Origin of the sequence: Alkalitalea saponilacus (assembly GCF_900168165.1) — a bacterium.
GTDB classification, from domain to species: domain Bacteria; phylum Bacteroidota; class Bacteroidia; order Bacteroidales; family Marinilabiliaceae; genus Natronoflexus; species Natronoflexus saponilacus.
The window spans coordinates 83709-105887 of sequence record NZ_FUYV01000003.1; the positions used below are offsets into that span (position 1 = coordinate 83709).

The following is a 22179-nucleotide window of genomic DNA, read 5'->3' on the forward strand; positions in this document are numbered from 1 at the left end:
CTAATCAGTTCACCAAAAAACTATTAAAGCCTGTTCTCATAATGAATTCATGAAAAGGCTGATTGTCGAAACTTCTTATTCCAAACCGGTATCCTAAACTGAATGGAAGCACGAACCTGAAAAAATGAGTGTCGGCATGTATTTCGGTTCCATAGGAATAAAAATTACGTTGATATTTATTGACATCACCGGATGTCGCATCGGTCAATGAATAATTTGCAATTGCTGCATCGTAAAACAGGTTTAACCTCAACCGTTTAATGTAGGCAAATGCCCCGATTGAAGTATCAGGATTCCAGAGTGGCAGCATATAGGTGTTGCGCATTACATACATTTCATCGTTATATATGGATGAGTAGCCGCGCGGATACCCCAGTAAATCGTTGTACCTGAAAAACCGGATGTAATCATCACCATTTCCGGCTACTTCGCCGTTGTTTTTTATCTGATAATTATTATCGATGGCTATGGTATGGTGTTGCATAATTCCCGGAAAATAAAGCCTGGAGAATAGACCAAAAATATTTCCCCTGTCCAGGTCACCATGGATTGAATGTCGGTACACACCCTGAAAGACCTGTCCCATACGAGGTGCAACATCCCGGGATGCACCACGTCTGAGATTTTGAAAGTAAAGACTGTACTCCATGCTGTAAAAATCATAACCGCGAAGTGTCTCTTCTCTGGTAACTCCTGTCGGAATAAGCTGATTGGCTTGCAAAATATATTGTGTCATAGGGAAACTGATGCCGGTCTGTTTCTGCCAGGAGAGGGTAACCTCAGGTGATAAAAACCTGTTAAAATTTCCTCTGCTCAGGTTCAGCGGCACCTGCATTCCAAACTCAAGTCTGGTATGGTTTATTTGTTGGTCAGTATCAATAAAATATATTTCATCACCTGATTGATAAAATCCACTGCGCTCAAATTGGGAATCACCTGCTCTGATTCCCAGTTTCAGCACCGGAAACCATCCGCGGTAAATCATATGAAGGTGGTATTTTTCGTGCGATTTAGATGGGTCGGCATTATAGCCTGCCGAAAAGATTGCTGTGCCTAACAGATTTTGTGACATCACAGAAACGCCGGTGTAAATCTCACTTCGGTCGAAATCTGCATAAACCGGAGCCCAGCTGTGGACGTTAAACAGATTCCATTTGCTGTATCTCTTTACTTCATATTCGGTTTTTGGGATAGGGGGGGGAGCGGTCTCTTTCTGAACTATGATGCTGTCAATGAGGGCGTCGAGGAGTGAGTTGCTCTTTGTTGTCGTTTTTTCCGATGGGTTGTCATTGTAACGCGCCAAAGAAAACCCGCGACTGTTATAATTGCTGTAAACTATTTGATTGTTTTTTGAAACGGCAGGGAACATCGCTCCAAATCTGGATGAAGTCAATTGCTTTTTTTGCCCTGTTTTGGTGTTGATGGAGAATATTTCATCACTAATAGCACCTTTGGCATTGTACCAGATGGTATCTCCGCTTTGTGCCGGATGCCTGATTTCATCAAATCCTGGCGAGGTAATCTGTTGCCATGTTTCTGATTCAGGATTTAGAGTATAAATTGCTTTCCCCTCCGGTGAAAGCAATACGCAAACAATGTTTTCTCCATTCAGATTCCATGATGGCGTGAGCGGGAAATGGTTTTCCGGAGTTGAAATTTCTTTTAATTTCTCACCTGTTTTACCATCTATGATGGTGATGAAAAACCTGTAATCGGGTGTTGTTTCAACTGCGGCAATCATATTTTCCCGGGGATGCAAGGCAGGTGCAAAAAAGTTGGACTTTTGAGTAATGGTATAGGTTTTACCGGTTTTAAGGTGATGGGTTCTGATGACCGACCACGATTCATTTTCCCATCGCGGATGGTACACCAGTTCACTCCATGCCACAAGGTTGCTGTTGGCCGATATGGGTTCAGCTTCACGTATCCCGGTGTAAACAAGCGTTTCAGTTTGTCCGGTATGCAGATTCACTGAAACTATTTGCGAACGCAACGCAGGTCCACGCAGCTCCGCAACCACCAGTGAATCTGAAATGAATTGTGGATGTGTGTATCGAAGGTAATCGGCATGCGAGGCAGATACAGAGTCATACCGTGTAAAATTTTGTCCGGCCATTTCATTTTCCCATTCGCGGGTTAATTGCTCAAACATGCTGTTGTAAAGTCGTTTCTGATTCAAACCGGTGTGTCGGCGTATGGAACGATTAAACGGGGTCAACATCCAGCTGTTTCTTCCACTGTTTCTAATGGTTTTTTCCCAAAGTTCGGGACCATAAACTTTCCTTGCCATGGCGGTGAGTGGATAGCCCATTTTGTAATAATCAGGCACATAGTCTCTGAATGAACCCATATATGCCTTATCGTAGCTGAATTTTCCCTTTTCAACCAATTGAGCTTTTAGTTCACGATTAAATTCAAATGAGCGGCCACGTCCGCTGTTTGTAAGAGCTGTTTCAGCAATGATGGCATCTCCCTCCAAAAACCACATGGGTAAATACATTCCCAACACTCCGCCCACCGCCTGTTGCCCGGTAAAATAGTTTAAAATCCGAGTAAAACCCTGATTGAGTTTGTCAATCTGCACAACATGCCTGTATTCGTGAATGGCCAAATGTTCAAGCCAATCGGTGGAACCAATGTTCTGATGTGGAGTTGAAAAGAACTCTGTTCGCCGGGGAGCCCACGAAACAAAACCATTTGAATATACGGTATGGTTATGAATGAGTAAATCAACCCTGTGGGGTTGATGTTTCAAAGTTCCTGATATATGCGGAGCCATGCTGTCGATGAAAGCAGCCAGTCGTAAGGCTTCTTTTTCGAGACTCTCCTCAAAAACAATGCGAACCGCCGGTGTTTTTACCTGGTTCCATCTGAGTCTTGCGGGGTCTGAACCTGATGAGTAATACTGCGACGATGCCGAAAAACTCAATAACAGAAGGACAAAAAAGGCAGTATATCTCATTGGAGTGGTTTCTTATTCAGTTTATATTGTGTCAAATATAACAATAGATGATTATATTTTGAGTGTAGATGAAGTTGGATGTTAATCATCTTATATAAAATTCTCTTTTTCTCTATATTGAAAACAATCGGGTTTTGCCGATTGTTTAAGATATAAATGTTAGTTTGATTCCATCTGTTTTGTTGAACAATGGAAAATTAATCTCAAAAATATCATACTTTTACCTCGATATTTTTTAAGTGGTTTTGAAGGGAAGAAATTCAGGATGGATAAACACAGGTTTGTAATATACCAGTTGTTGCCACGGTTGTTTGGTAACTCAAATAATATCAATGTTTCCAATGGAAATATTGACCAAAATGGGTGCGGAAAATTTAGTGATGTCAGCAAAGAAGCGTTGACTTCTATTGCCGGATTGGGTGCCACGCATGTTTGGTACACCGGAGTGATTGAGCATGCCACGTGTAGCGATTTTTCAAAGTATGGAATTGCATCCGATTCTCCGGACGTGGTCAAAGGACAGGCCGGGTCGCCTTATGCCATAAAGGATTATTACGATGTAGCTCCCGATTTGGCTGTTGAAGTTAACAACAGAATGGCTGAGTTTGAAAATCTCATCGCAAGAACACATGCTGCAGATTTAAAGGTGATTATTGATTTTGTGCCTAATCATGTGGCAAGAAATTACACCTCCGATGCAGCCCCAAAAGGCATTGAGCCTTTTGGAAAAAAGGATAATAAAAAGGTCTCCTTTGCAAAAGACAACAACTACTACTATTTGCCCGGCACTACGTTCAAATCTCCTTTGCAAATTACCAACATAAAACCATGGAAAGAGTCTCCTGCCAGAGCTACCGGAAATGATTGCTTTTCGCCGGCTCCGTCGGTAAACGACTGGTACGAGACGGTGAAACTGAATTACGGAATGGATTATCAGGGAGGTACTCATGCTGATTTTGAGCCCGAACCGGATACCTGGAGAAAAATGCTCGACATCGTGCTTTATTGGTCTCAAAAAGGGGTAGATGGGTTCAGGTGTGACATGGCCGGGATGGTTCCGGTTGAGTTTTGGCGCTGGATGATTGGGGAGGTTCGCGCTAAATTTCCGGAGAAGCTCTTCATTGCTGAGATTTATGAGGCCGAAAGATATGAAGACTACATTTTTAAAGCCGGTTTTGATTTTCTGTACGATAAAGTGGTGCTTTATGATACATTGCGCAACGTCATGGAGGGAAAGGCTCCGGCATCCGAATTAACAGATTGCTGGCAAAAAACCGATGGTCTGCATCATTTCCTGCTCTATTTTTTGGAAAACCATGACGAACAACGGTTGTCCAGCGATTTTTTTATGGCCAATGGCCACAAGGCCATTCCCGGAATGGTAGTGGCCGCCACCATGTTTAACAACCCGTTGCTCATCTATTTTGGTCAGGAGCTTGGCGAAAGAGGAATGGATGAAGAAGGTTTCAGTGGCCGTGATGGACGCACCACCATTTTCGATTATTGGAGCATAGATTTGATTCAAAAATGGCGTTCAAATGGCGATTGGACTGGTACGGAATTGCCAAAAGCGGCCGCTGACTTACGCAGCTTTTATCAAAAGCTGCTTACCATTATCCATCAGAAACCTGCTTTTTACAAAGGTCGTTTTTATGATTTGATGTGGGTAAACAGGCACGAATTCTTCTGCCACGACAAAATTTATGCTTTTATGCGATATGAAGGAGGCCATTGTTTCCTCATATTGGCCAATTTCTCAGATAAACAGCAATCCTTTAAACTGAAAATTCCTTTGGATGCCATGGACACTTGTGGTATGAAGAATGAACTGTTCTATAATGGCATTGACTTGCTTGGATTTAACCGCCCACTTCAATTCCCTGCCGCTGTTGCTTCAAATGGAGGGTTAGGAGGCCGTTTGGAGCCTTATACTGCCTCGATTTACGAATTAAAAGGACATGTATTGGATTAATTTTTACATTTCGATTCTGACTAGAAACTATTTACATTCACCCATTTTGTTTGTATATTATAGAAGTTATCATTTACTAAACTTCTAAACACACAAAAAATGGGGAAAATTAATTTCACTTTTAACATTGCCCTGGATGAGCAGGAATTTGTGAGGGTTGACGACTATATTTTTACCACCAGGGAAACACTGAGGAGGGAGGAACCAAAGGTTCAACTGATTTGTGAGAAATTTCTTTCTACGCTTAAAGAGTTTGAAGGACAATTGACCATGAAAATTGTGGAGGAGTACCTTCTTTTATCAAAAGCCTTAGACCAAACTTGCAGTTTTGAAAACAACTGGGACGATAAAAAAATCCTCACCGAATTAATCAATGGAGCCGACCATCCGGTTAGCTGGTATGCACGAAATTGCAAAGTAGTATGTGTTTGATTAATCTGTTTTTTGCTCAGTAAGTTCCTGATATTTTATATTTTTGTATGGTGTCAGTTCAAAAGGATTTTATAAAATCCTTTTGAACTGATATTGTATTATTATTTGATATATAATAAAATCAGGATATGGTAGAAAGTTCCCAAGTAGTAATTGAAGATGTGGTTGTTCACCACATCGGAGCTAAAGCAGAAGGTCAGCCGGTTCGATATTCAAAAAATACTCTCAAACTTCAGGATGAGGAGTTGGTTGGTAATGTGCTAAAAAGTTATTTCTTTAACGCGTTTAAAACCGAAGCTTATTTTAATTTTATAGGAGCGGAGGAAGATGCTGCGGGAAAGGTTTATCAGTTGGCCTGTGAGATTTTTGATGATGCCTCTTTGTTTTATAACGCGTCACTTCAAATGGCTGAGTTTTTGCACGAACAAAGCAATCATCCTAAAATAAAAGGAGGCGAGTTTTACCTGGCTCTTTTTCGGAATTGCGTGGTGGATGGAGAAGTTGTAGATGGTTTAGGACTGTTTAAATCGGAGAACAAGGAAACTTTTCTAAAAGTATATCTCAAAGAACAGAATTTTGAGTTGGGGACACAGGATGGCATCAATATTCGCAAACTGGATAAAGGGTGTATTATTTTCAACACCGAACGCGAACAGGGATTCAAATGCGTAATGGTTGATAACATCAATAAAGGAAACGAAGCTCGTTTTTGGAAAGAAGATTTTCTGGGGTTGCAACCTCGCGAGGACAGCTACTACTTTACACAAAACTATATGGATGCCTGTAAAGGGTTTGTTAAGGATGTTTACAATAACGAAAACCAGGTTCCTCGTCCCGAACAGTTTGACTTTCTAAATCGTTCGCTGGACTTTTTCGATAAAAAACCTAATTTTAATCAGGAAGATTTTGAACGCGAAGTGGTTCGTTTTCCTGAGGTTTCGGAAGCATTTGCTGATTATCGCCAACAATTTGAGCAAGACAGAGGAATTCCGCTTAACGACAGTTTTGATATCTCCAGAAGTGCCGTAAAGAGTGAAAAGAAGCACTTTAAATCGGTACTTAAACTAGATAAGAATTTCCATGTTTACGTACATGGAAAGCGCGACTACATTGAAAAGGGATTCGACTCTCAAAAGGGAATGAATTATTACAAACTCTTTTTTGAACAGGAGTTGTGATGAATTCCCGATTTCCGACAGATTTTATACAAAGAATTCAGCAACAATTTGGAGATGCTTCTACAGATTTTCTGAAAGCTCTCTCAAATGATGTTGTAACGTCGGTACGTTACAACCCTTCCAAATTGCAGTCCCTTTCTGATGTCGCAGCAGAGCCTGTTTCATGGTGTAAGGATGGTGTTTATCTCTCCCAAAAACCAATTTTCACACTCGACCCCTTGTTCCATGCAGGATGTTACTATCCCCAGGAGGCCTCAAGCATGATTCTCGATTGGATATTGAGGAGCCATACCGAATTGCCTGAGAATCCAATTATTCTTGATTTATGCGGTGCGCCGGGTGGTAAAAGCACGCTTATAGCAAATTTCCTTGCGGGAAAAGGAGTTTTGGTGGCCAACGAGGTCATTAAAAGCAGAGCAAACATTCTGGCTGAGAATCTGATGAAATGGGGATACTCCAATTGTGTGGTAACCCGAAACGACCCTTCTGATTTTGGCCGTTTACCATCACATTTTGATGTGATGGTGGTGGATGCGCCATGTTCCGGCGAAGGCATGTTCAGAAAAGATGAACGCGCCATTGAAGAGTGGAGTGAAAGCAATGCCGCGATGTGTGCATCGCGACAAAGGAGGATTCTCACTGATGCATGGGCGACTCTCAAACCCGGTGGTTACTTAATATATAGCACATGTACTTTCAATCCTGCCGAGAATGAGGAGAATATTCAGTGGCTTTTGGAAGGTAACAAAGCTGAAATAATCCCCTTAAATGCACCAAACAATTGGTGCATTTCTTCTTTAGGGATAGGTAACGGCAACGCACTGGCATTTTATCCTCATAAATCCAAAGGAGAGGGACTGTTTGTGGCCTTATTAAGAAAAAGAGGAGAAGAATCAGCAAAAGAAGTCAATCTCAAAAAAACAAAAAGCAAAGAAAAATCCAAAACACCAGCGGTTGTGGCCAACTGCATAAAGGATTCTAAGAACTTTTATTTTGCGGAAGACTCAAACGGTTGGAGAGCTTTTCCAAATCAATTTGTAAATGACCTCCTTTTTTACCTGAGGAACTTATCTGTAGTTCGCTATGGGGTTGAGGTAGGCCAGATTATAAAAGGTAGGTTTCAGCCAGCTCATGAGCTGGCACTGAGTGTAGATATAAACCCTGAAGCATTTAATATTTGTAATCTATCGCATGGAGAAGCTCTGAAATATCTAAAAGGAGAAATATTGCAGCCTCCTTCCGAAATGGAGAAGGGTTATGTTCTGATTTCGTATCATGGCTCACCTCTTGGTTTTGCAAAGAATATTGGCACCCGCATGAATAACTTGTACCCCACATCTCTTAGAATTCGCATGGCTTTGCCGGAATAAGAGTTGGGTCTGATTCTGTTTCAAACTTCGTATCCGAAAATATGATAATCTAAACGGTTGGTTACACTTTTAATTCATACATTTGCGCCGCTTAAAAGGGTTTTGTAGCTTTATTATTCTTATTCGGGATAAATGAACATACGTTTTATTATCAATATTTTTGGGCGAGTCCTGATTTTGCTGGGGTTGTTTATGTTAACACCCATTATATGGGCGTTTGTGTATGGTGAAGATACTGTTGGGGGCATTCTTGCCTCTTCGTTGATAACTCTGGCAGCCGGAACTTTTATGTACTTTGGGTCTCTTATTAATCTCAGGAAAGAGTTGGGGCTTCGCGACAGCTATTTTACCGTAACATTTACATGGGTGGTAATATCTCTTTTCGGCATGTTGCCATATATTTTTACAGGTTCAATAGAAGGGTTACCCAATGTCTATTTTGAAACGGTATCCGGGTTTACCACCACCGGCTCCACAATTTTGACTGATATAGAATCACTACCCAAAAGCATTTTGTTCTGGAGGAGTTTGTCTCAATGGATAGGAGGCATGGGTATTATTGTTCTGGTTGTGGCCATTCTGCCGCTTTTAAGAATTGGAGGGTATAACCTTTTTAAAAGTGAAGCTTCGGGGATATCATACGAAAAACTAACACCGAAAACAGCAAGTACTGCGAAAAGATTATGGGGTATATATGTTGCATTAACCATTATTCTTATACCTCTTCTTTTAATTGGAGGAATGTCTTTCTTTGATTCATTGAACCACGCATTTACTGTAATGGCTGCCGGCGGTTTTTCTACCAAAGATGCAAGCATCGGTGCTTTCTCTCCATTTGTTCAATATGTGGTCATTCTTTTCATGCTTTTGGCCGGAATGAATTTTTACCTACACTACCATTTTATAAAAGGTCGTTTTAAAAGAGTATTTAGTAATATAGAGTTAAAAACTTATTTGTCAATTGTTGGTATTGTGACAATCGCCATAACAATTGCTGTTTATTTAGAAGGAACTTACAATCTTGAATATGTAATCCGAAAGTCATTTTTTCAGGTTACTTCTATTTTAACAACTTCGGGTTTTGCTACTTATGATTATTTACTGTGGCCAACACCTGCATGGACATTGCTTTTTCTGTTGATGTTTGTGGGTGCTTGCGTTGGAAGTACCGGTGGTGGGATAAAAGTTATCCGGCATGTGGTTTCGTTCCGGAGTGTTGTGTTACACTTTAAACGCATGTTGCACCCCAATAGTGTAAGTCTTCTAAAGATAAACGGAGAAGTGATTGATGATGAAAAGGTCAGCAGCCTGATTACTTTTTTGGTTCTTTATCTGTTTACATTTATTTCCGGTTCAATTATTATGGTGTTTTTGGGATTGGATACCTTTACAGCTGTAGGTGCGGTTGCGGCCAATTTAGGTGGAGTGGGGCCGGGGATAGGAACAGTTGGTCCCGCAGCCAATTATCATCACATTCACGATGCAGGGAAAATTGTACTCTCATTTTTAATGATAATTGGCCGTCTGGAACTAACCACCGTTATAATATTGTTTACCAGTATGTTTTGGGATAAATACAGGTAATATCCCGAAGGGATAAATACAAATAGCACCGCATATTTATGCGGTGCTATTTGTATGGTGGTGTTTTCTCATAACCACGAAGTGGTTAAATGGATAATAAAATAATTCTATTTATCCATTCTTCAGTTTCAGGTCAAACACATCAGTACGCCTGTCTTTGAGATTACGCACGCTTCCGTAGGTGTGCAGTTCCGATAGCAAGTCCAAATCCACATCCGAAACCAGAATCATTTCGGTATTAGGTGTGGCTTCGGTTTTTACCCCGTTGGTGGGAAAGGGGAAATCGCAAGGTGTAAACACTGCCGACTGTGCATACTGGATGTTCATATTGTGAACTTTCGGAAGGTTTCCAACCGAACCGGCTATGGCTACAAAGCATTCGTTTTCAATGGCTCTCGCTCTCGCACAGTAACGAACACGACTGTATCCGTTTTGCGTATCAGTAAGGAATGGGACAAAAAGAATCTTCATTCCCTGGTCGGCTAAGATTCTTGGTAATTCCGGAAATTCCACATCGTAACAAATCAGGATGCCTATTTTACCGCAGTCGGTTTCATATACCTGTAGTTTATTGCTTCCAGATAGTCCCCATGCCTTGATTTCATCGGGAGTAACATGAATTTTTTCATAGGAGTCGAAAGTTCCGTTTCGCCTACAGAGGTATCCTACATTGAAAAGTTTATCATCCCGAATAAGCGGCATACTGCCGGTTATAATGTTGACGTTATAGCTGATGGCCAGCTGTATAAAGCGGTCTCGTATATCTTCGGTGTATTCAGCCATTTTTCTGATGGCATCGGGCTCCGAAAGGTGATTGTACTTTGCCATAAGTGGCGCGTTGAAAAACTCAGGAAACAAAATAAAATCACTTTTATAGGCTGAAACAGCGTCTACGAAATACTCTATCTGTTCGTACATATCCTCGGAAGTAGCGTAATGGCGCATTTGCCACTGTACCAATCCGAGTCTGATGACAGATTTTTGCTGTTTAAGTTCTTTCGTTTTTTTTGTATAGTAAATATTGTCCCACTGCATCAAAACAGCATACTCTTTCGATTCTTTATCCCCCGGCAGATAATCGGTCAGCACCTTTTTAACGTGAAAATCGTTTGACAGTTGAAATGTCAGCGTTGGGTCAAACAACTCTTTGTCTTTCACTTTTTGTATATACTCGCGTGGAGTCATCTTTGACGCATGAATGTGGTATTCGGGAATACGTCCGCCAAAAACAACCGCTTTCAGATTCAATTGTTCACATAACTCCTTGCGGGCGTCGTATAACCGACGTCCCAATCTTAATCCCCTGAATTCGGGATGAATAAACATGTCAATACCATAAAGAACATCGCCACGAGGGTTGTGCGTGGTAAAGGTGTAGTTCCCCGTTATCTCTTTGTAAGAATGTTCATCGCCAAAAAGCTCGTATTTAACGCATATTGAAAGAGCACAACCCACAATGACGCCATCAACCAAAACCGCAAGCTGTCCCATCGGGAAAATGTTCAGAAGAGTTCTGATTTCATGCTCACGCCAGTACGACTCTTGCCAGTTCGAATAGGCCTTTAGCATGGCAGCTTTCAGTTCCTCGTAATCATCAATGTTAAGATTGCGTAGTTCAACGTTTTTAATGTCGGTCATAAATTCAGTTTTTGCTTTTTATAAAAAAAAATGGTTTACGGGTCTTCTAGCCCGTAAATGTTATTGGAAAAGTATATAAAATAAACTTCTTTAGCAATGGATTGTTTAATTTATATACCATTCAGAATCTTATATATATATATTAACTGTTTGTAATTTCCTGAAGCGATTAACTTTTTTTGGGTTGATTTTTTTCATATATTTAATGGAGTTGAGGTTTTGTTGTCTTTAATTATGAATCAAGGTAATAGGAAAGTATGAAATTACTGAAGTTTTTCATTTTAATATTTATTGTCGTTACTGGTTGCGGGACTGACATTGAGACCATTTCAATTGAACGGGAAGGTGTTCTTAGTTTCAGGGTTGAAGGGCAAAGTGAGACTTGGAGAAGCCGGGATATGATGTTCTATCCTGGTCAGTCAGTTGTTGTGGAATTCGATGATGAAACTTTGCCATCGGTTCTTTTTCGCCGGTACTATCTTGTCTTTGAAGGCAAATCACCCGATGGGATGGAATTTGAGTTGTCCATATCTTTAGATGTAAAAGATACAGACGACCTGAGGCATCGTTACACAAGTAGTTATCATCCAAATCGGGGAGGCCTGCACGATGTTTCGCTCATCGTCATTGAAAAGGGAAATCCTAACCGATACTATATGGCCGGTTTGTGCGAAAGCGCCAGAGAAGATGCTTTTTTCGAAATTGACAGACAAAAAGCAGATGAACAGATTATTGCAGGAGGTTTCCGGGCTGAACTCTGTTTTATTCATGATACTGATTCACTGTTTTCTATTTACGATGCTGAGTTTAAAGATATTGAATACTAACAATTATTGTATGCAGAAATTATACTCCATATTTTTTATTGCTTTTGTAGTTGGCTTTTTTCATTTAAGCTCCCAAACAACCGATGTACAACCGGCAGGTTTTGATGTGATTGTTAAAACCAATGGTGAGATAGTTTATGGTAAAGTTATTGAGGTTAGCAGAACACAGGAATTGGTTCGTTATAAACGAACCGATATTCCTGATGGCCCTGTTTATGAACTATTCTGGAACGAAATATATGCCATCAGCTACAGAAACCAATTAACTGAATACTTTGTGGAAGGGAAGCCTGATACCGGTGTTGGTTCCGATGGACATCGTTTTCGTGGGATTGGTGAAATTGAGAAAACTGAAACAACCGGAGAGACTTTGTGGTTTTCTGAAATCAGGAATGGCGAGTTGCGGATTGGTTTTGGTTTACTCAGGCAATATTCCAAAATTTCAGAGATTGATGAATATCGCGACAGAACAGGATTTCCTGCCATGGCTTTAACCTACCTGTTTCCATTCAGTGAAAACATGGAGTTAGGAAGTTCTATAAGCTGGGCCAGTTTTAAGTATTCCGACAGAACATTGAGTGAATACGACCAGTTATTGACGGAAAGAGACATTACTGAAACTCTTTTCACATTTGCTGTAGTGGGGAGATATTACATTGATATGGATTTATTCAGGCCTTATTTATTAAGCGGTATATCATATACAAATTCCAGTGTCAGAACCGATGGTCGAATAAGATTTACTGATGATGAACGTTCTGTTCTGGTGCAAGGAGGCGCGCGTAGCGGAAGTTTTGGTATTCCTATTAGAGCGGGGTTTGATGTTCGTTTAAGTGAAAAGGCCGGAGCGTATGTGGATATTGGAAATGGTTTGACATTGCTGCAAATCGGGGGCGTATTTAAAATTGGAAGGTGATGAAAAAGATATTAATCATATTGGTTTCTTTTATGATGACCTCCTTTCCGGCTATGCTGGAGGGACAGTCGTCTGAAGGGAAAAGCAGCGGGGGACTTGCACTTTTTTTTGGTCCTTCGGTTACCTATTTTCACGGAGAGCATTCAGATGAGTTTGATTCATTTGATGCAGACAGGCTGAATTGGCAAATGAATATCTTTTTCGGATTTTATACCGGAGAGGATGGTTCAAGCCATGCATTTGGTGCATTTGGTGCTGCCGGATATACAAATCGTTTTACACTAAATGAAATGGCAGGATTTTCCGGTCTTGATATGAACAATGTAATAGAAAGCCGTTTTAACTCATTTTATCAGATTGAGGGAGGGCTGTTACTCGCCAATATTTTGCGATTAAGCACAGGGTTGGGAAAACAATATTATACCACAAGCGGCGGTGATAACAGTTTCAATTACCTGTCCACCACCGCCGGCTTTTTAATCAATATGGGAACCGTTTCATGGAGTCTTGACGCCAATTTTAACTATGGTCGTGATTATTCCGATACGATTCTTAAACTTTCAACGGGTATTGTGTTTGTATTTTAACGCCATTATGGAAATTTCGGGAACTTTTTGAAATCCGGCTCTCTTTTTTCCAGAAATGCATTTCTACCTTCCTGCGCTTCTTCCATCAGATAAAACATTAATGTGGCATCTCCGGCCAGCTCCATGATTCCTGCCTGTCCGTCCAACTCGGCGTTAAGTCCGCGTTTTATCATTCTCAGCGCCATAGGGCTGCGTTGAAGCATGATTTTGCACCAATCAATGGTCTCTTCTTCGAGAATGTCAAGTGGAACAACTTTATTTACAAGACCCATTTTTTCGGCTTCATTTGCAGAATATTGCTTGCATAGAAACCATATTTCACGGGCTTTCTTTTGTCCAACGTGTCGCGCCAGGTATGAAGAACCAAAACCGGCATCGAAGCTACCCACTTTGGGTCCACTTTGGCCAAATATTGCGTTTTCACTGGCGATGGTGAGGTCGCATACCACATGTAAAACATGACCTCCACCAATGGCGTATCCGTTTACCATGGCCACTACCGGCTTTGGTAGTGAACGAATGCGTTTGTGTAAATCAAGCACGTTGAGTCGGGGCACCCCATCTTCGTCAATATAGCCACCATGTCCCTTAACATTTTGGTCGCCACCCGAACAAAATGCCTTATCTCCCTCGCCAGTAAGCACAACCACGCCAACATCCTGCCGTTCCCTGCAAATATCAAAGGCCTCAATCAGTTCTTTCACGGTTTGTGGACGAAACGCGTTGTAAACGCGTGGCCGGTTAATGGTTATTTTTGCAATTCCTTCCCAGGTCTCAAGCCTGATATCCTGGTATTCTTTTTCAGATTTCCAATTACGTTCCATGTCTTTACATTTTTACAACAAAAGAAACTTAGGGTTTCTAATAATTATTACAGACTTCCTTAAAATTTTCTTATGTGCCTTATGTGTTAAACAAATTAAATCTCGTTTTTCAAAAACTTAAAATATTGTTTCAGCAATTTACCACTTTCTACGTTCGGAGTAAATACTTCCATAACGGCTGGTTTGTTTGAAGGATTAAAAAATGTTTTTAATTGCTCAGTAACTTCATCGGCGTTTTTACATGAATGGTAATCAAGGCCAAAAGTTCGTGCAATACCTTCGCAGTTGTGCGAGTGTTTTGTCTCAAAGAACTCCTCCAGCTCTTCGGTGTCTGTTGGACCGTGAATGAACCTGAAAATTCCCCCACCGCCATTGTTTACGATAATAATTCGGAATGATTCCGGCAGATATTTATGCCAAAGACCGTTGCTGTCGTATAAAAACGACAGGTCTCCGGTAATAAGCAGCACCGGTTTATCTGAACCAAAAGCTGCTCCGGCAGCTGTGCTTACACAACCATCGATGCCACTGGTTCCCCGATTTGCATACCATGTATGTTCTTCGTTCCAGTTAAAGAGTTGTGCATAACGCACAGGAGTGCTGTTTCCAAGATGAATTTGTCTGGATGGAAGATTGGTTTCGCTAAGTATATTATACAGTTTCAGGTCGCACCATGCAAGTTTGTCGAAGTACTGGGTATGTCTTTCGGCAGACAAAGTTGCTCGTTTATTCCATGTGTCTCTGAACCGTTTTTCCCTTTCATCCATTTTACTGGCAACCTGCTGAAGAATTTGGGCTGCATTCCCTTTTATAATTCTCGAAAGAGCCTGATAGGTATCTGTTATATTATGATGATTTGAAAAATGCCAATGAATCTTTGGCTGAGTTTTTCGCAATATCTTCTTTATCATTTTAGAAAGTACCGGAACATCAAGTGTAATCAGCATATCGGGGCTGAAAAAAAGATGCTCGTCTTCGGTAATGGTGGATACAATTCTGTCCATATTACCAGTGAAATTATCACTCTCCAGATTTGACAAAGTTTCGGTGAGAACTACCACTCCTTTTTTTGCTAGTAATTCCAGTGCATTTTTAAGTTCGGGTTGATGATACATGGCTCCGGTAATAACCATGACTCGCTCGTACCGTTCTATTTCTGACGTTAGAAGCGCGATGGCTTCTTCCGATAATTGGCTGTCGCCGGTGAGCAATTCTATTTTTCTGGCTGTTTTTTCCGGGTAGACCGTTTTTCCATAAAGCGGTTCGCGCATGGGAACGTTGATGTGAATAGGGCCGGGTACTGTTCCGTTACATTTCTGAAAAGCTTCATTAAGCATACGGTTCATGTACCACTCATCATCGCTGTGGCCTCCTGAAAGTGGTAGAGTGCATTGATGGCGAATAAAGTTGTTGTAGATTCCCGGTTGGTCAATGGCTTGGCCGTCAGCCTGGTTTATCCATTCTTTGGGACGGTCGGCAGTGATTACCACCAATGGAATTTTTTGGTAGTAAGCTTCGGCTACTGCAGGTGCGTAGTTGAGCGCAGCTGTACCGCTGGTGCAGACCAAAGCCACCGGCTTCTTTTTTTCACGGGCCAAACCCAGTGCAAAGTAAGCTGCGCTGCGTTCGTCAACAATGCTCAGGCATTCAAATCTTTCACATCCGTTAAAAGAGATTATTAAGGGAGCATTTCGTGAACCCGGAGAGATTATCACTTGCTCAACACCATGAAGGTGACATAATTCTACTAGTGCTTTTACAATTGGTTTGTCAGAAATTGGTTTACTCATTATATTGTTTTGGTTATTTACGAAAATAGATAAATGCTTGAAGAAATCAAGCCTGAGACTGTTGAAGACTTTGCTCAATTGCTGAAAGCATCATGTGGCTTTTGAGAATCGTTTCATCCCACTCTTCCTGTAATACAGAACGTCGCGTAAGTCCGCCTCCTGCAAATATAGTACTATGTTTTTGGTTTGTTTTCATGCAACGGATGTTTACGAAAAGATGCAGTCCGTCTCTATTTACAGGACCTAAAAACCCGCCATAATATTCTCTTTTATGAGATTCGGTATCCCGAATCAGTTGCATGGCTTTTTCTTTTGGCTCTCCGCACAGAGCTGGTGTAGGGTGAAGTTGCTCTATGAATTCTCCGGTTTTGTTTTCTATATTGGAATATGGAAAAGAATATAAGGTTTTAAGATGGGTCACATTACCTGCTTTTACTACTGAAGGGCCAATCTTCTTATAATTGTTGATTTTACTTCTGGTTAATAATTCATCAATGTAGTTACTGACCATCTGTTGTTCTTCCTGTTCTTTTCCTCCCCATTTGTCCATTTCGGAATCATAAACCCGACGTGTGCCGGCAAGTGATACCGTCGTAACGGTATCATCTGTTTTGTCCAGTAAAATTTCGGGTGAGGCTCCAATCCAAATGCCTGTTTGAGGTGTATTCAGCAGATAAACAAAAGCGTTGGAGGCTGTACGGCATAAATTAAGATATATTTTAGCCAAGTGTGGTATAAGATTCTGTTCAACTTGTATTCTGCGAGATAAAATTACTTTTTGAACAGTTTCTTCTTCAAGAGCCTTAGCCATTTTTTTGAACTGCTGTGTGTAGGTTTCAAATGTGTTTCCGCATATTACGGTTTCGTTCTGGACAGCAGTCAGTTTTGGAAAGCTCTTATTTTCCGGTTCAAATTGATTTACGTTTGTTTCAAACCACCAGGCTTTTTCACTTGTGGTGTCAAACGGAAATAGGAAAAACCCCTGGAGGTCAAGATAATGATCGAAGTCCTTGTGCGTAACTTCAATGCTCCTTTTTATTGAGCAAAACATTAATTTACCATCGCGGGGAAGCCGGTAAATGATGCAGGATTCCTTTTGCAGATGTTTATTTAATTCTGAGATGATGTTGGTTTCCATTTTATCTTTGTACAATTTACAAAGATAACCAATTTGAGGTAGTTTGTGTTGAATTTAGACACGAAGAGATTCTCAAAAATGATAAAAAAGTAACCACAAAGGTCACTGAGTGTTGGGCAAAGTTCACAAAGGATTGTATGTTTGGATATTTACCTTTGTGAGTCTTTGAGCATTCCTCTGTGTTCTTTGTGGTTAAATTTAATTTGGGCTCTAGTTAAATTTGCAATGTTATCTCCATAAGCTCAATTGATTTTGGTCATATTTTTGAGTTCCTCTTTCCACTTTTCAGAACTAAATATTATTTTTATAAATTAACCTGTCCTTTCAGGACGTAAATTCTCATTGCGCTTACTCCTACGGCGTTGCCGTTGGTTTGAAATAATCTGCCACTCCGTGGCGTTGCTATAAGCAAGATACTTTATCTGTACGCTACATCAATGCCAAAAGCATTTCCAATGCTGAAAGCCTTATTTAATCCTACCTAAAACAATACTGCGTATTGAGATTGTGTCTTCCAACAGGCTGAAAGCCTAAATTAATTCAGCCCAAGGCAATGCCTTGGGCTGAAACGATGTATTTCATATTCGCCCTGTGAAGGGCAGCTTAATTCCTTGTTCTTTCTTTGCAATTAAAATGTAAATTGAATTCCTCCCAGATATAAAGCTCCAATATTATCCATGTAGCCAAATTCAGGGGTATCATTGTTTATTAGGTTTCGTGCATTCACAAAAACACTCAGATTCTTTGTCGCCTTATATGAAACCTTTGAGTTTAATATGAATTTACTGTCAATATCTACATCACCATTAATGGTTTGATAGGTTTGACTGCTGTAAAAATATGCATCTGAAGCAATGGTTAACTTATCAGTTGGCCTGTAAATAATCCCTGCCATTCCCCAAAATGAAGGTGTGTTTTTGTGTTTTACGCCATCTTCAAAATTTGTTGGTTGCCAGTCTGACGTTACAGGTTGCAGGTTTTCAGGTGTTGGCTGGATTTGGCCAGCCATTATTCCTCCAATCAGATTGGTTAGTTCTTCACCAGCAGTGTTTAATTGCTGTCCTGTTATTTCATTTCTATTTATGCTCGAGTAGTTGTCAAGTTTTGTCTGTTGTACTGTACCATGAAACCGTGTGATAATCTTTTCTGAAATGATATAATCGAGGTTAAAACTGGCACCTATTTGGGTGGCTTCCAGATCCATGTTGTTATATGTGATGTAAACATGCGTTTCTGGAGTTTGTGCCTGACCAGTTACCAGTTCCATGACATTAAATATGCCTGAATAATCAGTCATCAGAGCGCCGAAGTTTTTGGTTTTTGAAGCAAACATCTCCAAATCCAACAAGATTCGATTGTTAGGTCTCACCCTGTAACCAAATTCTATCATATCTGTAGTTAGTAGGTCTGCTTCGGGATTTCCATTAAAATGCACAAAATTTGGAGGTGTGCGTCCAGTTCTGTCCCAGGTATAATTTGAGTGCGCATTAACAATAAAGGAAGACCTGTTGGCTCTTGAGTAAACTGCACGTACGGTCTGATTTTCGTTAATGGGAAGTGTTCCGGCAAATTGCCAGGAGGTGTACCATTTGTCGGGATTGTTGTACTTCTCAGTTCGCAAGGCCGAGATGAGCCTAATCCTGTTAAAAAGCATATAATCCATTCTTAGACTTAACCCAAGAGTATTTAGTTCTCTTTTCGCGTTCAGATAACCGGCTTCACCTGTTTCAAGATATGGGGTATCATCGTAATAAAGGGTTTGGTAGCTTACTCCCGGACGGATGTTAAAGGAATTGATGTGGAAATCATATTCTGCATTGGCATTGAACTGACCCATGTCGATTTTAAAACCGGTTTCTCCGGTTGAAAAGTTTTGAACTCCTCCCATGTAATTTGTTTGTACTTTTAAATCTCCGAGGGTGGCATTGAGGTTAAAATACCCGGTGGATGATTTTCTGCCAGCAAGGGCTCGAGGCAAATCACCTACCGGCGAAGAATTAACATATGAATTTTGATATCCCCCACTCACATCAACGCTGGAATTTTGTGTGATGTCGTAATGCATATATGCATTTACTCCAATATTTTCACGTCCTAATCCCGGATCCGGAAACAGTTTGTCAACATCGTCGGTTAAAAGTGTAAAATAATGCCCCTGAAATAGTTGACGAAGGCTTTGATATTGATTTATGGGCAAATAACCACCATTAAATGGTTCATATTCGTTTTCGCCTGTTTGCAGATACATCTCTCCCAGATCAAAGAAATTTACCTTATCGGTTTCTCTGTTGCGCATTTGGAAGTTAGTGGTAATTGCCGCTGAGAATCTGTCATTAAAAGATTTTCTCAGAGATAAATCACCGGTGTAAGTATTCATATTTCCTGCTTGCACTGAACCAGAGGCCAATGGCGACTGACTGGTGGTTTTTGAGGTAAGAATGTTGATCACCCCATTCACGGCATTTGAGCCATAGAGGGCACTGGCAGGTCCACGAACGACTTCGATTCGTTCAATGTCTTCAAAACCAATGGGCAAGGTTTCCCACACAATGGCACCATGCGCATAGTTGAACATAGGACGACCGTCAATCATCAGAAGGGTATTGGTGTTTTCCGAGTAAAGCATCATATTGTGTGCCGGCAGATTATCCAACCCTCTCAAGTGAACATCAAAGTTCCCATTGGTTTTTTGGCGGACAATAATTCCCGGTATTAACCTTAAAGCTTCTTCAATGGTTGTGGCTCCATAGTCACGAATCTCTTCCCGGGTAAGTACACTGGAGGATAAAGGCGACACCATCGTGCTCTCATCTCGACCTGAAGCCGAATAAACATTTCTATTAATGAGTAAATCGATTAACTCTTCTAAACTGGACACACCCATCAAGTCCATGGCAGCCATTAGTTCTTCCAAATCCAAATCGGCCAAATCATCAATAGACATTTCCAATACGGCTTCTCTGGTGAGTGGAGCACGGTCAGGTTGCTGAGCGTATGTGTTTAAAGAGATAAAAAGTATGAACAGTAGATATATATATTTCTTCATCGTAAGTATTTGTTAGTATTGAACGATTAGGTTTAATTTAGTCATTTTGATTATCGAACCTCGTCACCAAGGGCAATTAGTCGACTGGAAGTGTTTAGTCCATGCCGTTCAATGTTTTGAGGGCTGATTTGGAAGCGTAATCTGCCATCACGCATTAGGAATGAAATTCCTGCACCCCGCTCACATAAACCTTGTTCGCCACCAACAATTAATATGGGTTCATTTTCTTTTAAGGAAAGTAAATTTGGAAGCAACCCGCACTTATCCGGTGCTAAGTAAATGATATGAGTCCGGTCAATACTGCCGATCGATTCGGCGCTTCGAACCACCAATTTGTTCCCTCCAATGGTTCGGGATTGAGAAAGCTCTGTAAGTTCTCTGACTATCTCATTGTCGCCCACTATGGTTATAATAAAATCCCCGGAGGTTGCATCGTTGGGCCATCCAATGTTTTGTGCAAAATTGAAAAGAAAGAGTGCCTTAAATTTTGCAATTTGACCAGCCGATATCGATGCCGGGCAAATTAAGACCAGAATGAATAACAACAAAAGTGCTTTTTTCATAAGTTTTTAGATGTTAAGATTTGTAGATTGAGCTTAATATAATTTAAATGTTTTTTGTTTTGGTTTTTGGCCGTGAGCAATTGAACCATGATTCCGTTTACGCAATTCATCAGGAATGGATTCCTGTTTAATCAAAGATTACATACTGTTCATAAAAAAAAGAGAGCCGTTCATCAGGCTCTCTTTAAAATTCATCTTAAAAAAAGAAAAGAATCAAAACAATTGAATCCTTCTGAATTGTCCATTGACTCAAAAAGTCAATGGACAAAATCAAATCAAATGTTAATGCTCATGCTCATGCTCATGCTCATGATGGTCATGGTCATCATCTTCAACTTCAATCTCAATGAAAACCTGACTCTGGTTGCCTGCTTTATCCACAGCAAATACTCCTAAGTGGTATTCACCATGTTTTGCATCTTCGGGAACAATCAGGTCTAATTCAAGTTCATAAACCTTGACATTCCCTTCAATTAAGCCATCTTTATGAAGATGCCACTCTTTTTCACCATGGTGATGGTCATGATCTCCATGTTTCAGGGTGATTATCTGGCTATGGGTATGACCGTCGCTGTTGTAATGAATGTCAATTTTCCAAGTAGCCAGCTCCGTGTCATCTGTTATGATGGCGTGCAGATGGATGGTCTCACCCGGATGAAAATGTGCATGATCATCAGGTGAAACTATTTCTATGACCGGAGGTGTGGTATCCACGTCGTCATCGTCGCTGCAGGCAATAAAAATAGTAAATGCAAATAATACCGGTAATATATATTTTAGCTTTTTCATTTTTGTATGTATTTAAATAGTTTGATTGACTAAATGAGCACTTCTCAGATATATGACGGTTCAATGTGCCATTTATCCATGTTTCGAATTAAAGCTTGATCTCTCTCGAAATCAGCCTTTATACCTCAATCACAAATAAAATAAATAATATGTCGCTTGGTGCTCCATATTATTAAGGGTTAGTTTTTGATCCGGATAGAGATAAGCTCTTTTTAATTTAGGTTTTTTAAAAAGTAAAAAGAGGTGGAGGGCCTCTCTGATGATAGAAGGTTATGGTTTGGCAATAAATCTTTATTTCAATAAAGGAACTTATTTTTTTTGCACGTATAAATGGTTTGCAACACAAAGACGGTTCGGAAACCGACGCCGGGAAGAATTGAATCTGACTAAATACGCAGATGTCTTCTTCGCTATTAGTACTTGATGCATCGCATTGGTGATGACAATGTTCATTGTGAGCGGGAGCTAGATGATATACAACAAAATGCAAACCCTTTCCTGCTTCAGTAAGCAGGAAAGAAGCAGCCAAAACTAAGGCCGGTATTTGCAGTTTTTGTATCATT

At 40.5% G+C, this 22179-nt stretch carries 17 protein-coding genes; 8 read left to right on the plus strand and 9 right to left on the minus strand.

Annotated elements, in window-relative coordinates; translation table 11 throughout:
- Positions 1 to 4 precede the first annotated feature (4 nt).
- Positions 5 to 2962, minus strand: coding sequence for a TolB family protein (locus B5X70_RS03800; RefSeq protein ID WP_079556553.1), 2958 nt, complete (start codon positions 2960 to 2962; stop codon positions 5 to 7).
- Positions 2963 to 3227: 265 nt separating this feature from the next.
- On the opposite strand from B5X70_RS03800, the gene B5X70_RS03805 reads away from it, so the two are divergent.
- The 5 genes from B5X70_RS03805 (at position 3228) to B5X70_RS03825 (ending at position 9498) form a co-directional block, all read left to right on the plus strand.
- Positions 3228 to 4934, plus strand: coding sequence for an alpha-amylase family protein (locus B5X70_RS03805; protein ID WP_079556554.1), 1707 nt, complete (start codon positions 3228 to 3230; stop codon positions 4932 to 4934).
- 99 nt (positions 4935 to 5033) lie between these two features.
- Positions 5034 to 5366 (plus strand): hypothetical protein, encoded by a 333-nt coding sequence (locus B5X70_RS03810; protein WP_079556555.1) that lies wholly within the window; start codon positions 5034 to 5036, stop codon positions 5364 to 5366.
- 128 nt (positions 5367 to 5494) lie between these two features.
- On the plus strand, positions 5495 to 6544 hold the full coding sequence (locus B5X70_RS03815) for a nucleoid-associated protein (protein WP_079556556.1): 1050 nt from the start codon (positions 5495 to 5497) through the stop codon (positions 6542 to 6544).
- Entirely contained in the window at positions 6544 to 7914 is a 1371-nt protein-coding gene (locus B5X70_RS03820) for an RsmF rRNA methyltransferase first C-terminal domain-containing protein (protein WP_079556557.1), read from the plus strand. The genes B5X70_RS03815 and B5X70_RS03820 overlap by 1 nt, the downstream gene beginning before the upstream one ends.
- 132 nt (positions 7915 to 8046) lie before the next feature.
- Positions 8047 to 9498 carry a TrkH family potassium uptake protein gene (locus tag B5X70_RS03825; protein ID WP_079556558.1) on the plus strand — a complete coding sequence of 484 codons (1452 nt, stop codon included), beginning with the start codon at positions 8047 to 8049 and terminating at the stop codon, positions 9496 to 9498.
- 111 nt (positions 9499 to 9609) lie between these two features.
- Here the strand turns inward: B5X70_RS03825 and B5X70_RS03830 are convergent, their stop codons facing one another.
- Positions 9610 to 11136, minus strand: coding sequence for a bifunctional GNAT family N-acetyltransferase/carbon-nitrogen hydrolase family protein (locus B5X70_RS03830; protein ID WP_079556559.1), 1527 nt, complete (start codon positions 11134 to 11136; stop codon positions 9610 to 9612).
- A gap of 257 nt (positions 11137 to 11393) precedes the next feature.
- Between B5X70_RS03830 and B5X70_RS03835 the strand changes: the two genes are divergently transcribed.
- Genes B5X70_RS03835 through B5X70_RS03845 form a run of 3 tightly spaced genes read left to right on the plus strand, consistent with a single transcriptional unit; the run spans position 11394 to position 13466 of the window.
- Complete coding sequence (locus B5X70_RS03835) at positions 11394 to 11963, plus strand: hypothetical protein (protein WP_079556560.1); 570 nt, start codon at positions 11394 to 11396, stop codon at positions 11961 to 11963.
- A 10-nt stretch (positions 11964 to 11973) separates the two neighbouring features.
- Positions 11974 to 12879 carry a hypothetical protein gene (locus B5X70_RS03840; protein WP_079556561.1) on the plus strand — a complete coding sequence of 302 codons (906 nt, stop codon included), beginning with the start codon at positions 11974 to 11976 and terminating at the stop codon, positions 12877 to 12879.
- Positions 12879 to 13466, plus strand: a complete 588-nt coding sequence (locus tag B5X70_RS03845) for a hypothetical protein (RefSeq protein ID WP_079556562.1) — start codon at positions 12879 to 12881, stop codon at positions 13464 to 13466. The genes B5X70_RS03840 and B5X70_RS03845 overlap by 1 nt, the downstream gene beginning before the upstream one ends.
- 5 nt (positions 13467 to 13471) lie before the next feature.
- Here B5X70_RS03845 and menB read toward each other — a convergent pair whose 3' ends face one another.
- From menB to B5X70_RS03880, 7 genes are all read right to left on the minus strand, one after another.
- Entirely contained in the window at positions 13472 to 14290 is an 819-nt protein-coding gene (gene menB / locus B5X70_RS03850; RefSeq protein WP_079556563.1) for a 1,4-dihydroxy-2-naphthoyl-CoA synthase, read from the minus strand.
- Between the two features lie 95 nt (positions 14291 to 14385).
- On the minus strand, positions 14386 to 16080 hold the full coding sequence (menD, locus tag B5X70_RS03855; protein ID WP_079556564.1) for a 2-succinyl-5-enolpyruvyl-6-hydroxy-3-cyclohexene-1-carboxylic-acid synthase: 1695 nt from the start codon (positions 16078 to 16080) through the stop codon (positions 14386 to 14388).
- A gap of 46 nt (positions 16081 to 16126) precedes the next feature.
- A complete protein-coding gene (locus B5X70_RS03860; RefSeq protein ID WP_079556565.1) occupies positions 16127 to 17218 on the minus strand; it encodes a chorismate-binding protein in 1092 nt (363 codons plus the stop codon).
- Positions 17219 to 17846: 628 nt separating this feature from the next.
- The gene (locus B5X70_RS03865; protein WP_079556566.1) at positions 17847 to 20264 is read right to left on the minus strand and encodes a TonB-dependent receptor plug domain-containing protein; all 2418 of its coding nucleotides are present in this window, start codon (positions 20262 to 20264) and stop codon (positions 17847 to 17849) included.
- A gap of 50 nt (positions 20265 to 20314) precedes the next feature.
- On the minus strand, positions 20315 to 20827 hold the full coding sequence (locus B5X70_RS03870) for a YfiR family protein (protein ID WP_079556567.1): 513 nt from the start codon (positions 20825 to 20827) through the stop codon (positions 20315 to 20317).
- A 282-nt stretch (positions 20828 to 21109) separates the two neighbouring features.
- A complete protein-coding gene (locus tag B5X70_RS03875; protein ID WP_079556568.1) occupies positions 21110 to 21616 on the minus strand; it encodes a DUF4625 domain-containing protein in 507 nt (168 codons plus the stop codon).
- A 226-nt stretch (positions 21617 to 21842) separates the two neighbouring features.
- Positions 21843 to 22178: a hypothetical protein gene (locus B5X70_RS03880; protein ID WP_079556569.1), complete on the minus strand. Its 336-nt coding sequence runs from the start codon at positions 22176 to 22178 to the stop codon at positions 21843 to 21845.
- Position 22179 lies beyond the last annotated feature (1 nt).